At 42.4% G+C, this 14,645-nt stretch carries 12 protein-coding genes; all 12 read left to right on the plus strand.

The window, feature by feature from the left end; genetic code table 11:
- Window positions 1-50: 50 nt before the first annotated feature.
- The 12 genes from NFU46_RS16050 (at window position 51) to nagP (ending at window position 13,975) form a co-directional block, all read left to right on the plus strand.
- Window positions 51-398 (plus strand): four helix bundle protein, encoded by a 348-nt coding sequence (locus NFU46_RS16050; RefSeq protein WP_251603179.1) that lies wholly within the window; start codon window positions 51-53, stop codon window positions 396-398.
- A 142-nt stretch (window positions 399-540) separates the two neighbouring features.
- Window positions 541-1,263: a tRNA (cytosine(32)/uridine(32)-2'-O)-methyltransferase TrmJ gene (gene trmJ, locus NFU46_RS16055; RefSeq protein ID WP_054563546.1), complete on the plus strand. Its 723-nt coding sequence runs from the start codon at window positions 541-543 to the stop codon at window positions 1,261-1,263.
- A gap of 297 nt (window positions 1,264-1,560) precedes the next feature.
- The gene (gene iscR / locus NFU46_RS16060) at window positions 1,561-2,052 is read left to right on the plus strand and encodes a Fe-S cluster assembly transcriptional regulator IscR (RefSeq protein ID WP_054552499.1); all 492 of its coding nucleotides are present in this window, start codon (window positions 1,561-1,563) and stop codon (window positions 2,050-2,052) included.
- A 22-nt stretch (window positions 2,053-2,074) separates the two neighbouring features.
- Window positions 2,075-3,292: an IscS subfamily cysteine desulfurase gene (locus NFU46_RS16065; protein WP_054552500.1), complete on the plus strand. Its 1,218-nt coding sequence runs from the start codon at window positions 2,075-2,077 to the stop codon at window positions 3,290-3,292.
- 40 nt (window positions 3,293-3,332) lie between these two features.
- Window positions 3,333-3,716, plus strand: a complete 384-nt coding sequence (gene iscU / locus NFU46_RS16070) for a Fe-S cluster assembly scaffold IscU (protein ID WP_054552501.1) — start codon at window positions 3,333-3,335, stop codon at window positions 3,714-3,716.
- Window positions 3,717-3,727: 11 nt separating this feature from the next.
- A complete protein-coding gene (gene iscA, locus NFU46_RS16075; RefSeq protein WP_054552502.1) occupies window positions 3,728-4,051 on the plus strand; it encodes an iron-sulfur cluster assembly protein IscA in 324 nt (107 codons plus the stop codon).
- A 78-nt stretch (window positions 4,052-4,129) separates the two neighbouring features.
- The gene (gene hscB, locus NFU46_RS16080; RefSeq protein WP_054552503.1) at window positions 4,130-4,657 is read left to right on the plus strand and encodes a co-chaperone HscB; all 528 of its coding nucleotides are present in this window, start codon (window positions 4,130-4,132) and stop codon (window positions 4,655-4,657) included.
- Window positions 4,658-4,704: 47 nt separating this feature from the next.
- Window positions 4,705-6,567 carry a Fe-S protein assembly chaperone HscA gene (gene hscA, locus NFU46_RS16085; protein WP_063529989.1) on the plus strand — a complete coding sequence of 621 codons (1,863 nt, stop codon included), beginning with the start codon at window positions 4,705-4,707 and terminating at the stop codon, window positions 6,565-6,567.
- Between the two features lie 11 nt (window positions 6,568-6,578).
- Window positions 6,579-6,917: an ISC system 2Fe-2S type ferredoxin gene (gene fdx / locus NFU46_RS16090; RefSeq protein WP_054552505.1), complete on the plus strand. Its 339-nt coding sequence runs from the start codon at window positions 6,579-6,581 to the stop codon at window positions 6,915-6,917.
- A 96-nt stretch (window positions 6,918-7,013) separates the two neighbouring features.
- Window positions 7,014-8,441, plus strand: coding sequence for an NAD-dependent succinate-semialdehyde dehydrogenase (locus NFU46_RS16095; RefSeq protein WP_251603182.1), 1,428 nt, complete (start codon window positions 7,014-7,016; stop codon window positions 8,439-8,441).
- Between the two features lie 365 nt (window positions 8,442-8,806).
- A complete protein-coding gene (locus NFU46_RS16100; RefSeq protein WP_251603185.1) occupies window positions 8,807-11,455 on the plus strand; it encodes a family 20 glycosylhydrolase in 2,649 nt (882 codons plus the stop codon).
- A gap of 1,233 nt (window positions 11,456-12,688) precedes the next feature.
- Window positions 12,689-13,975, plus strand: a complete 1,287-nt coding sequence (nagP, locus tag NFU46_RS16105; RefSeq protein WP_248530245.1) for an N-acetylglucosamine MFS transporter NagP — start codon at window positions 12,689-12,691, stop codon at window positions 13,973-13,975.
- The last annotated feature ends 670 nt before the right edge of the window (window positions 13,976-14,645 follow it).

Raw genomic sequence — 14,645 nt, forward strand, 5'->3', positions numbered from 1 at the left:
CTGAAAAATTCGTGCCTATATAAAGTTTTTATACTTAAAAGGATGCAAGTATGAATTTTGAAAAATTAGAGGTATGGAAGCGTTCAGCAAGATTAAGTGCTGAAATCTACAAAGAAACGACTGATCTAAATGATTTTGGCTTTCGCAATCAGCTCACACGTTCTGGTTTATCAATACCGAGTAACATCGCAGAAGGTATGGCTAGAATCAGCAATAAAGAACGGGTGCGTTTTTTAGATATATCAAGATCGTCAATAGCAGAAACACGAACGCAAATTTATATCGGAATTGAGATTAAATACATTGATGCTGCCATAGGTAGAGCTTGGGTGAGTGAAACGGAAGAGCTATCAAAAATGTTGACATCTCTTATTCATAAGATCGAAGCTGATAGCTGATAGCTGATAGCTGATAGCTGATAGCTGATAGCTGATAGCTGATAGCTGATAGCTGATAGCTGATAGCTGATAGCTGATAGCTGATACCCAATAGCTATGCTATAATCCCCGCAATTTTTGACTTTCAGTAAGTAACAACGCAATGACACTTGATGATATTCGTATCGTATTAGTTAACACATCACATTCTGGTAATATTGGCTCAGCGGCACGTGCTATGAAAACGATGGGCTTATCAAATTTATATCTTGTTGATCCTGCTTGTGAAATTGACAGTCATGCGAGTGCGCTTGCAGCCGGTGCAACTGATGTTTTAGGTAAAACAGTGGTTGTTGATACACTGGCAGATGCGATTGCTGATTGTGGCTTAACAATTGGTACCAGCGCACGCTCACGTACTTTATCTTGGCCTATGGTTGAGCCGCGTGAATGTGGTGAAAAGTTAGTGGCTGAGGCTGAACATGGCCCTGTTGCACTCGTGTTTGGTCGTGAAAATAGTGGTTTAACGAACGAAGAACTACAACAATGTAACTACCACGTATGTATTCCTGCCAACCCTGAATACAGCTCACTAAATCTAGCAATGGCCGTGCAAACACTGTGTTACGAAACACGTATGGCATATTTAAATAAACAGCCAAAAGTACAAGAAGAAGACGAAGCAACCTACCCAAATGCGAAGCAAACTGAGCTGTTCTACGAGCATTTAGAGCAAACGCTAAACGACACAGGTTTTATCATCAAGCAACACCCTGGCATGGTGATGACTAAACTACGTCGCTTATTTAACCGCGCGCGTCCAGAAGAAGCTGAGATGAACATCTTACGCGGTATTCTTACCTCTATTAATAAGTCTATTAAATAAGTTTAGGTTATAAGCTTTATTCATCATAATACTTGACTAAATTACTCAGGTAATTAAAATGTACTCAATACTTGACCAAAAAGGTCAGGTATTGATGCTGAGCTTATAGCTTATAGCTTATAGCTTATAGCTTATAGCTTATAGCTTATAGCTTATAGCTTATAGCTTATAGCTTATAGCTTATAGCTTATAGCTTATAGCTTATAGCTTATAGCTTATAGCTTATATAATACTTGACTATTTTGGTCTGGTAATTAAAATTTGCACACCTTAGCGTGCAGTAACATCGGGGGCTCCATGAAGTTAACATCAAAAGGCAGATACGCAGTAACCGCCATGTTGGATGTTGCACTACATACAAATGTGGGTGCAGTGCCTCTTGCCGATATTTCTGAACGCCAAGAGATTTCGTTATCTTACCTTGAACAATTATTCGCCCGTTTACGTAAAAACGGCCTTGTGACCTCTGTGCGTGGCCCAGGTGGCGGATATTTACTAGGTCGAGAAGCGAACGAAATTTCTGTCGGCGATGTGATTAACGCCGTTGATGAGTCTGTTGATGCAACACGTTGCCACAATGCAACGGGTGGCTGCCAAAGCGGCATGCGTTGTTTGACTCATACCTTATGGTCGGACTTAAGCGCACGTATCGAAGAGTTTTTAAATAGTATTACCCTTGCTGAATTGGTGGAAAAGTCTGATGTGAAAGAAGTCGCATCGCGCCAAGATAACAGCATCAACAATGCAATTAAGCAACTGGAAAACATTCAAGTAAGCTGTCAACTGTAGCTTGACGAAAGCGGAGAGAGAAATGAAGTTACCGATTTATTTAGATTACGCAGCAACCACGCCTGTTGATGAACGTGTGGCAAAAGAAATGATGCAATGCCTGACTATGGACGGTAATTTTGGTAACCCTGCATCACGCTCACATCGTTTTGGTTGGCAAGCAGAAGAAGCGGTTGATCAAGCGCGTACAGATATTGCAGATCTGATCAACGCTGACCCGCGTGAAATTGTTTTCACTTCAGGTGCTACAGAATCAAACAACCTAGCAATTAAAGGTGCTGCGCAGTTCTATAAAAAGAAAGGCAAGCACGTTATCACTGTTAAAACAGAGCACAAAGCAGTGCTTGATACGTGTCGTGAACTAGAGCGTCAAGGTTTCGAAGTAACCTATATGGACGTTGAAGAAAACGGTTTACTTGACCTTAAAAAGCTTGAAGCTGCAATGCGTGACGACACAGTACTTGTGAGCGTAATGCACGTAAATAACGAGCTAGGTGTTATCCAAGATATCGCGACAATCGGCGAAATGTGCCGTGAGCGCAAAATTATGTTCCACGTAGATGCTGCACAAAGCGCAGGTAAAGTACTTATCGACGTGCAACAGTTAAAAGTAGATTTCATGTCGTTCTCTGGCCACAAAGTATATGGCCCGAAAGGTGTAGGCGCACTTTATGTTCGTCGTAAGCCACGTGCACGTTTAGAAGCACAAATGCACGGTGGTGGTCATGAGCGTGGTATGCGTTCAGGCACACTAGCTACTCACCAATTAGTTGGTATGGGTGCGGCATTTAGAATCGCTAAAGAAGATTTCGAAAAAGACCATGCACACATCAGCGCACTTCGTAAGCGTCTGATTGATGGCATCATGGCTGATATGGACGAAGTTTACTTCAATGGTGAACCAAGTCACTCAGTTCCAGGTATTGTAAATATCAGCTTCAACTTTGTTGAAGGTGAGTCGTTATTAATGGCTGTTAAAGACATTGCTGTTTCATCAGGTTCAGCCTGTACCTCAGCAAGCTTAGAGCCTTCTTATGTACTACGTGCATTAGGCCGTAATGACGAGTTAGCACACAGCTCAATTCGTTTCAGCATTGGCCGCTTTACGACTGAAGAAGAGATTGATTACACCGTTGAACTAATCAAAAACTCGATCGGCCGTTTACGTGAGATGTCTCCTCTATGGGAAATGCATCAAGAAGGTATTGATTTAGATTCAGTTGAGTGGGCGCATCACTAATCAGTGATCGCCGCCGCTAGCAGGTAGTGAGGATAGTATTATGGCTTATAGTGATAAAGTAATCGATCATGTTGAAAATCCACGTAACGTGGGTGCTTTAGACAAAAATGATCCGTCAGTTGCAACAGGTATGGTGGGTGCACCAGCATGTGGTGACGTAATGAAATTGCAAATCAAAGTATCACCAGAAGGTGTAATTGAAGACGCAAAATTCAAAACATATGGTTGTGGTAGCGCAATCGCTTCTTCTTCACTTGTAACTGAGTGGGTAAAAGGCAAAACATTAGATGAAGCTGCAACAATCAAAAACACTGATATCAGTGCTGAGCTTGAATTACCGCCAGTGAAGATTCACTGTTCAATTTTAGCAGAAGACGCGATTCAAGCAGCAATTGCTGACTACAAAAGCAAACAAGCGAAGTAAGAGATAAATTCATGGCAGTGACATTGACAGATGCGGCAGCAAACCGCGTAGAATCATTTTTAGCAAATCGCGGCAAAGGCATTGGCCTACGCGTTGGCATTAAAACGACGGGCTGTTCAGGTCTTGCTTATGTTCTTGAATTTGTTGATGAGTTAGCAGACGGCGACGAAATTTTTGAAAGCCGTGGTGTGAAAGTAATCGTTGATGCCAAAAGCTTAGTCTACATTGATGGTACTGAGCTTGATTACACCAAAGAAGGTTTGAACGAAGGGTTTAAGTTTAATAACCCGAACCAAGCCGATGAGTGTGGTTGCGGCGAAAGCTTCACCGTTTAAGCTTATAAAACTTTCTTTGCTTGAAGCCCTGCCTATGTAGGGCTTTGTTCTTTCCTGTTTACCGAGTTGGATTATGTAATGCGTTACTTTGAGTTATTTGCAATTCCAGTAGATTACAACATTGATTTAGCGACTATTAATAAACACTACCTTGAGCTGCAACGTGCAGTTCACCCAGATCGCCACGCAAGCTCTAGCAGCCGTGATAAATTACTTGCTGTGCAAAATGCAGCAGAAATCAATGATGCATTACAAACCTTAAAACACCCGGTAAAACGTGCTGAGTACATGCTCAGCGAGCTTGGTGTTGATATTCGCGCCGAGCAACAAACATTACAAGACCCGCTATTCTTAATGCAGCAAATGGAGCTGCGTGAAGAATTAGAAGAACTTGAAAATGCCGCAGATCCTGATGCAGCAATTGCCCAGTTTGAAGCGCAAATTAAACAGCTCGATAAACAATACAGCAGTGAATTAGCCGCTCAGCTGGCAAGTAATGATGAGCAACAATGGCAAGCTGCTGCTGATAATATTCGTAAATTGAAGTTTGTTTATAAGTTACGCGATGAACTAGAGCGTATTGAAGACAGTTTATTTGATGATTAATCGTTAGTTGTTACACAACAGCTATTTAAGAGTTTAAAAAGAGCATTATGGCATTATTGCAAATTGCTGAGCCGGGGCAGAGCGCGGCACCACATGAGCACAAATTAGCAGTCGGTATTGACCTTGGTACAACTAACTCGTTAGTTGCAACAGTGCAAAGCGGCGAAGCGCGTACACTGACTGATTTAGCAGGCAATGCGATGCTACCTTCGGTTGTTCAATATCAAGCAGATAGCATTGTGGTTGGTGAACGAGCGGCTGCAGCTGCAACTCAAGACCCTGCAAACACACTAATCTCGGTTAAGCGTTTTTTAGGTAAAACTCAGGCTGAAATCGAAAAAAGCTATGGTCAACTGCCGTATGAATTTTGTGAGCATGATGGCTCATTAGCAATCAGCACGGTTGCGGGTGCAATTAGCCCTGTAACTGCATCGAGTGAAATTTTAAAAGCATTAAAATTACGAGCAGAAGACAGCTTTGCAGGCCAAGACATCTTAGGTGCGGTTATTACTGTGCCAGCTTATTTTGATGATGCTCAGCGTCAAAGCACCAAAGATGCCGCAGAGCTTGCTGGTATCAAGGTTTTACGTTTATTAAACGAGCCAACGGCTGCGGCTGTAGCTTATGGCCTTGATTCAGGCCAAGAAGGTATTATCGCCGTATACGATTTAGGTGGCGGTACCTTCGATATTTCTATTTTACGTTTACACCAAGGTGTATTTGAAGTACTTGCGACTGGCGGTGACTCAAGCCTTGGTGGTGACGATTTTGACTCGCTACTAGTTGATTACTTCAAAAAACAAACGGGTGTGAGCGAGCTTTCTGCATCGGTATTGCGTTTATTCATCAATAAAGCAAAAGCCTGTAAAGAAGCACTAAGCCAATACCAAACTGTAAATGTTGGTTTAGAGTTTGATGGTCAAAGCCACAAAGTTGAAGTTACTCGCGAAACGTTTGATGAGCTTGCTCTTAGCCTGGTTAAGAAAACACTACGCTCTTGTCGCCGAGCGGTTAAAGATGCCGGTATCGAGAACGAAGAAGTACTACAAGTTGTAATGGTTGGCGGCTCGACTCGTATGCCAATTGTACGCTCTCAAGTTGCTGCATTTTTTGATAAAGAGCCACTGACTTCAATTGATCCAGATCGCGTAGTTGCACTCGGTGCGGCATTACAAGCAGACGTACTGGTTGGTAATAAGCCAGATTCAGACATGTTGCTATTAGACGTATTACCACTGTCGCTAGGTCTTGAAACCATGGGTGGCTTGGTTGAGAAAATCATTCCACGTAACACCACGATCCCTGTAGCACGTGCACAAGAGTTCACTACTTTCAAAGATGGTCAAACGGCAATGTCACTGCATGTATTACAAGGTGAGCGTGAGTTAGTTGACGATTGTCGTTCACTGGCTAAGTTCAGCTTAAAAGGTATTCCGGCCATGGCTGCTGGTGCTGCGCACATTCGTGTAACCTTTAAAGTAGATGCTGATGGCCTATTAAGTGTATCGGCAATGGAAAAATCAACCGGTGTGCAAGCTGAAATTCAGGTCAAACCATCATTTGGTTTATCGGACGACCAAGTTGCAAACATGCTAAAAGAATCAATGACTAATGCAAAAGACGATATGCAAGCGCGTATGCTGAAAGAACAGCAAGTTGAAGCGTTACGTGTTGTTGAAGCGCTTGAAGCATCACTGGCAACCGACAGTGCATTACTTGATGAACAAGAATTAGGTGCGTTAAAAGCAGAAATTGCTAAACTTGTTGCCGTACGCGAAAGTGCAACAACACCTGCAGAAATTAAAGCAGCGATTGAAGCTGTAGACAATGCAAGTAGCGAATTTGCTGCTCGCAGAATGGATGCATCAATCAAAAAAGCGCTGCAAGGGCAGTCAGTAGACGAAGTTTAACGAGGTAAGGTATGCCACAAATTATTTTTCTTCCACACGAAGAGTTATGCCCAGAAGGCGCTGCTATTGAAGCTCCTACAGGTGAAACGGTATTAGATGTTGCACTAAAAAATGGTATTAGCATTCCACATGCTTGTGAAAAATCATGTGCGTGTACTACATGCCACTTAATCATTCGTGAAGGCTTCGACTCGTTAGATGAGAGTGATGAGCTTGAAGACGATATGCTAGATAAAGCATGGGGTCTTGAGCCAGAGTCACGCCTTGGTTGCCAAGCGGTGATCAAAGATGAAGATTTAGTGGTTGAAATTCCAAAGTATAATCTCAATATCGTTAATGAAGAGCATTAATTTTTAACGGCTTTGATTTCGTAAAAACCGCTGTAGTTGCTTGGTCTCTACAGCGGTTTTTTGTTTTTGGAGCTGATAGCTGATTTTGGAGGTTCTATGTCTGATTTGGTTTTTTCTGATTCGTTTATCGACGGTGACTATTATTCTACGAGCCAGCGTTTTAGTGTAGATAACCCCGCAACCGCAGAGGCGATCACCCATGTCTCTGATATTGATGAAGCAGGGGTTGAGCTGGCTATAAAAAGTGCTGACGAGGCATTTAGCAAACTAAAGCAAACAACTGCAACCGAACGTAGTGAAACGCTGCGCCGATGGTATGAGTTGGTTATTGAGCACAAGCAACAGCTTGCTGAGTTAATGACTAAAGAGCAGGGTAAGCCTTTAAAAGAAGCCTTGGGCGAAGTGGAATACGGTGCAGGCTTTATTAAATGGTTTAGTGAAGAAGCAAAGCGTAGTTATGGCGACACAATTCCTGCTACCGACAGCAAGCATCGTTTAACAACGATAAAGCAGCCAATCGGTGTAGTGGCTGGTATTACACCTTGGAATTTCCCGATTGCCATGATCACCCGTAAAGTGGCACCCGCTTATGCCGCGGGTTGTAGTTTTGTGATTAAACCTTCGGAGCATACGCCATTGTGCGCTATTGCCTTAGCCTATCTTGCTGATAAAGCCGGATTTGTAAAAGGTGCGCTGAACGTGGTGGTCTCTGAAAACGCAAAAATGGTGGGTGAGATCATGACCGAGTCGGAGCGTGTTCGTAAGTTCACATTCACTGGCTCAACCGGTGTAGGTAAGCAGTTACTATCGCAGTGTGCCTCAACAATTAAACAAACGTCAATGGAGCTTGGCGGCAATGCCCCGTTCATTATCTTTGATAATGCCGATTTAGATGAGGCTGTTGCTGGCCTTATGGGGGCTAAATTTAGAAACGCAGGACAAACCTGTGTTGCCGCTAACCGAATTTTTGTTCAGCGCTCAGTGCTTGAAACTGTGCTTGAGAAACTCACAGACAAAGTAGCTGAGTTAAAGGTAGGTAATGGTCTAGATGACGGGGTAGATATCGGCCCATTAATTTACCCTAAAGCAAAAGAGAAAGTTCAAACGCTTGTGCAAGATGCGGTTGATAAAGGGGCGTCGTTAATCGGTGACAACAGCGAGCTTGAAGGTAGCTTTCAAGCACCATTAATTTTAACCGATGTGACCCCAGAGATGGATATCTATCATGATGAAGTGTTTGGCCCTGTAGTCAGCATAATCGCCTTTGATGATGAACAAGAAGTACTTCAACTTGCGAACGACGTACCTTACGGTTTAGCTGCGTACTTTTATAGTGAAAACATCAAGCAAGTTTATCGCGTAAGCGAAGCACTTGAATACGGCATGATAGGTATTAACGAAGGTCTTATCTCAAACCCCGTAGCGCCATTTGGCGGCGTTAAACAGTCAGGCTTAGGCCGAGAAGGCGGCCACCAAGGGTTAGATGAGTACCTAGAAGAGAAGTATCTGTGTGTTAAGGTTTGAGCGATAACTGCGCGCGAAAAAAATTTCACGCCTACAATACCTTGCACCTCGTGGGAACGGCTTTAGCCGTGAATAGGTCAAATCTGTTCGGCGTTAAAACGCCTCCTACTTTGTAGGCGTCACGCTTGCTTGGCGCGTCTTATATTCAACACTCTTTCGATGGACTAACGCCTTACCAACAAACAACACAGTTCGCCTTCAAACTTGCCAGCTTATGACCAAAAGCTATCAACTCCTCGCCTTTATTTTCATAAAATGATAGCGCTGTCATTTTAGTTTTTATATGATAGGAACGAATTATTAACAAAAATGAAAAATAGTACGCAGAAATACCGTACACTCAGGGCTTAAACGAGGAGAAAGTAATGGATTTTAAGAAGTCACTATTCGCGGTAATGCTAGCGACTGCGCCTTTAATGGCTAGTGCAGCATTAACTCAATCGCAAGTTGATCAGTTTGCGAAAGGTACCGAACTGCTGTTTTCGGTAGAAGATAACTTTCGTAATAAAGATGCGGGCTTTTTAGGAAAAATTACCCTCAACAATGGCTCTGATGTGGCGTTACCTGCAGGCGAGAGCGACTGGCAGCTTTATATTCACTCTGTTCGTAAAATCTCAACCGAGCATGTTGTGGGCCTAAACATTGAACACGTTAATGGTGACCTTCATCGCATCGTACCAACGAGCTCGTTTAAAGGTTTAGGTGCAGGTGAAAGTTTAGCGTTGCCGTTTGATGCGCAAGTATGGATTGTAGCTTACAGTGACTTTATGTCTCGGGCATTTTTTGTTTCAGGTAAGAATAAACCAGCCGTATTTGCCAACACCGACACTGAAGACTTTAAACAGTTTGTGACGCCATTTACCCGTGAAAATCAGTTACGCCGTTACAATGAGCCAAAAGATTTATCGGTTTTAGCAACGGCAAAAGTACGTTTCGAGCGTAATAGCGCTGATAAGGTGTCGGTTAGTAAAGAGGATGCTTTAAAGCGTATTATCCCTAAGCCTCGTAAAGTTGATTTTAACCGCGGCAGCGCAACGTTAAACAATAATTGGCAAATCAGTTATCAAGGTCAGCTTAAGCACGAAGTTATGGTGTTTATGCAAGACTTGCAAGATGACTATGGCATTAGCCTTAAAGCACAGCCTGATCATATCAATGTTGGCAAAGACAAAGTAATTCGCTTAAAAGTTGACCCTAAACTCAATAATGCAAAAGCAGAAAGCTACACCCTAGAGATTGATGATGAAGTGATCAATATCGTAGGTAGCGATAACGCAGGTGTGTTTTATGCGATGCAAAGCTTATTGAACCTCATTCCTGCAAATAGCCAAGGCAGTGCCAGCTTACCGCAGTTAGAACTTGAAGACTCACCGCGTTATGGTTGGCGTGGTATGCATTACGATAATGGTCGTAACTATCATGGCAAAGAGGCAATGTTCAAGCTGGTTGAGCAAATGGCTCGCTATAAAATGAATAAGCTACACTGGCACTTTTCAGAAGATGAAGGTTGGCGACTTGAGATACCAGGCCTACCAGAGCTTACCGACGTTGGTGGCTATCGCTGCTTTGATTTAGAAGAGCGCGAGTGCTTATTAACTCAGCTTGGCACTGGACCGTTTAAATCAGGCTCAGGTAATGGTTATCTGAAACGTGATGAGTTTGTTGAGCTATTAAAGTTTGCGAAAGACCGCCACATTCAAATCATCCCAGAAGTTGAAGGGCCAGGCCATGCGCGTGCCTCAATCAAAGCGATGGAAGCGCGTTATCACAACATGTTAGAAGAAGCTGAGAAAGCCGCTAAAAACAACATTAAAACGCGCTCTGCAAACAAAGAAATTCAACACATAGATATGGGGCCAGCAACGCAATATTTGCTTACTGATCCCAAAGATACCTCTGTATACATGACCGTACAAAACTACAAAGATAACTCAATGAATGTGTGTATGGACTCTACCTACGCATTTTTAGATAAAGTAACTTATGAACTTCAGCAGATGTACCGCGAAGCAGGTGTGCAGTTAAAGAACCTGCATATTGGTGGTGATGAAGTCGGTGCTGGTTCGTGGATAGGCTCGCCAATCTGTCAGGCGTTATTTGCCGATCCAAATAACGGTGTAGCTGGCCCGGCTGATTTAAAACCTTATTTCACACAACGTGTGGCAACCTTACTTGAAAAACGCGGTATTTCTCCGGGGATTTGGGAAGATGGCATCATGTACGACCGTGAAAATTCGTTTAAACGTGATGAGTTCCCTAACAAAACCTTTACCGTTAATACTTGGGATAACATTTGGGAATGGGGCGTTGCCGATAGAGCATACCGCCTAGCAAATGCTGGTTATCAAGTGGTGTTATCACACGGTACGCATTTGTACTTTGACCACCCATACGAAGCAAGCCCTGAAGAGCGTGGTTATTACTGGGCCACTCGTTACACAGATACTAAAAAAGCCTTTAATTACATGCCAGATGACGTGTATGCCAATGCTGATTACACCCGCACTCGTGAGCCAATTGTTAATTTAGAAGCGTTGGTGGGTCGCCCATTACCTAAACTTGAAAAGCCTGAAAATATTCTAGGTATGCAAGGTCAGGTATGGTCAGAAACAATCCGTACTGAAGAGCAAGTATTAGCAATGATCTTCCCGCGTATCCTGTCAGTGGCAGAGCGCGCATGGCATAAAGCCGATTGGGAAGGCGAAAACGTCGATAGTAAAAAACAAGCAAAAGACTGGGCTGAGTTCTCAAGTGCTGTAGGCTTAAAAGAGCTTGATAAGTTAGCTAAAGATGGCATTAATCTGCATTTACCAGTACCAGGCGGTGTGATTGAAGATGGTAAGTTGTATGCCAACAGCGCATTTGCTTATTTGAGCATTGAATACAGCCTAGACAACGGCCAAAGCTGGCAAACTTACGTTGAGCCTGTAAAAGTTGATAGTAATGCAAAAGTTGCGCTACGCACCCGTTTAAATGCAAAACAAACCAGCCGCGTGACCGTTGTTGGTGAGTAATATTTCTGCGATAAATAAATATGATGCCTACAGCAAAGCGTAGGCGTCATATTTTGTTTTAAGCCACTTATATTCACAAAGAGGATAAGAGAGCGCTACGCTTACAGAAAAAAGAGCACTATTATTACTTCCTCATTCACTTCTCTTTGTGCAAAGACATATTGAACCACAGAGAACACAGAGGCGCTGCGCGCTACACAGAGAAACCAAGTGTTCATAAAAGGAATTATTATTATTTCTTCATCCACATCTCTTTGTGCAAAAAATATTGAACCACAGAGTACACGGAGGCGCTGCGGGCTACACAGAGAAGACCAAATTATCACAAAGAGGATAAGAGAGAGCGCTACGCTTAAAGGAAGTAATATCGTGGTTTCCTCATTCTCTTCTCATTCTCTTCTCATTCACTTCTCTTTGTGCAAAATAAATTGAACCACAGAGAACACAGAGGCGCTGCGCGCTACACAGAGAAACCAAGTGATCATAAAAAGCATTACTACTACTTCCTCATTTACTCCTCTTTGTGCAAAAGAAATATTGAACCACAGAGAACACAGAGGCGCTGCGCGCTACACAGAGAAAACCAAATTATCACAAAGAGATTATGAGACGCTTCGCTTAAGAGATAAATATTCCTTTGGTTTACTCATTTTCTTCTCATTCAATTCTCTTTGTGCAAAATAAATTGAACCACAGAGAGCACAGAGGCGCTGCGCGCTACACAGAGAAAACCAAATGATCACAAAGAGGGTGAGAGGGCGCTTTGCTTAAGAGAAAATAATGTTTTGGTTTCCTCATTTTCTTCTCATTCACTTCTCTTTGTGCAAAAGAAATATTGAACCACAGAGAACACAGAGAACACAGAGGCGCTGCGCGCTACACAAAGAAAACCAAATGATCACAAAGAGGGTAAGAGAGCGCTTCGCTTAGAGGAAAACAAAAAACATTATTGGTATTTCCTCATTCTTTTCTCATTTACTTCTCTTTGTAAGTACATTTTCGCGCGAAATAAATTTCACGCCTACGGTATCGATTATCACTTCAGTTACGTATCCGCACATTCGGCTCAAAACTGACAGCTGAAAGCTGACGGCTCTTAGAAACCACTTAAAAGAAATATGTCAGCGCTGTCATTTTTGTTGCGATAGTGTTATAAATATTTAATATCTCTTTTATATAATCATCTGAATCAGCAGCGCTGTAGAGTCGAACTGTGCTGTTATGGGAAATGTTATGTCTGAAATGAATAAACAAAGCAGTGTTGTGCCCATGGCGATTGTCGCCACGCTGTTTTTTATACTGGGTTTTGCTACATGGTTAAATGGTTCACTGATGCCATTTTTACAGCAAATTTTGCAGCTTTCACCTTTTCAGGCATCGCTGATTATTTTCTCGTTTTATATCGCCGTGACTTTTACGGCCCTACCGTCGGCGATGATCATCAGAAAGGTAGGTTATAAAAACGGTATGGCGCTGGGTATGGCGACCATGATGGTGGCAGGTTTACTGTTTATTCCTGCTGCAAAAACGCAAATTTTTGCACTTTTTTTATTCGCTCAACTTGTTATGGGAGCTGGGCAAACGTTATTACAAACAGCGGTTAACCCATACGTAGTAAGAATCGGCCCAGAAGAATCAGCCGCGGCTCGCGTTAGTATTATGGGTATATTGAATAAAGGTGCAGGTGTTGTTGCGCCGATTGTGTTTACCGCACTGATACTCAGCGATTTTGAAGGCTTTGTAGGTAAAGAGCTTAGCCAAACTGATATTGATGCAATGGCCAATGGATTAATATTACCGTATTTAGGGATGGCTATTTTTATTGGTATACTCGGCTTTGCGGTTACTAAAATGCCATTACCAGAGTTAATTGATGACGATGTTGATGAACAAAAACCGGGGCAGGTAAAAGAAGCGCTCAGTCATCCGAGCCTTGCCTTAGGGATTGTGGCACTTTTTGTTTATGTAGCTGTTGAAGTTATCGCAGGTGATACTATTGGCAGTTTTGCGCTGTCTTTAGGTGTTGAAAAATACAGTGTTATGACGTCATACACCATGGGTTGTATGGTGCTAGGTTACTTTTTAGGGATTTTACTTATCCCAAGAGTGTTATCGCAGCAAACAGCGCTAACTATTTCAGCGGTATTGGGTTGCGTGTTAACTCTAGCGATTGTTACAGGTAGCAATGAAACTGTATTTATATCAACATTGTTTGGCCTAAAATCGGTACTACCTGATACCTTATTGCTCATTGCTGTGCTAGGCTTTGCAAATGCGATTGTTTGGCCTGCAGTTTGGCCGTTAGCATTATCTGGTTTAGGCAAGCTAACTAGCGTAGGCTCTGGTCTGCTCGTCATGGGTATAGCCGGTGGAGCGTTTGGTCCGTTATTTTGGGGCTTAGCAAGTGGCGGCGTAAAAAGCGCAGAAGCACAACAAATGGCTTATATTGTGATGTTGCCTTGTTATTTATTCATACTTTTCTATGCTGTTAAAGGCCACAAGATGAAAAGTTGGAAGTAATTATGAGTTTGAGGTTGGGTGTAAAGCGCACCGCCTTGGACTTTGAAAAGCATTTCTAGTAAATAGAAATAATCCCGTGTGTAATGCCACCGAAAGGTGGCATTTTTTTGTTTGAAATTTAAGGTTCTCGTTACACAGAGTAAACCACTTTATTCACAAATAGGATAAGAGAGCGCCTCGCTTAAGAGAAAGTAATATTGTGGTTTCCTCATTATCTTTTCATTCATTTCTCTTTGTGCAAAAGAAATACTGAACCACAGAGAATACAGAGGCGCTGCGCGCTACATAGAGAAAATCAAATTATCACAAAGAGGATAAGAGGGCGCTTCGCTTAAGAGATAGATATTCCTTTGTTTTCCTCATTCTTTTCTCATTCACTTCTCTTTGTGCAAAAGAAATATTGAACCACAGAGAATACAGAGGCGCTGCGCGCTACATAGAGAAATCGAATTATCACAAAGAGATTATGAGGCGCTTCGCTTAAGAGATAGATATTCCTTTGTTTTCCTCATTCTCTTCTCATTCACTTCTCTTTGTGCAAAAAATTATTGAACCACAAACAACACAGTTCGGCTCAAAACTGACAGCTGAAAGCTGACGGCTTTTTGAATTGAAAACAGGTGTTAAAGAAAAATCTTGAAATTCAAAATAAAAAATATAGGGATTTATT

The organism is Pseudoalteromonas sp. NCCP-2140, assembly GCF_023708065.1.
GTDB lineage: Bacteria > Pseudomonadota > Gammaproteobacteria > Enterobacterales > Alteromonadaceae > Pseudoalteromonas.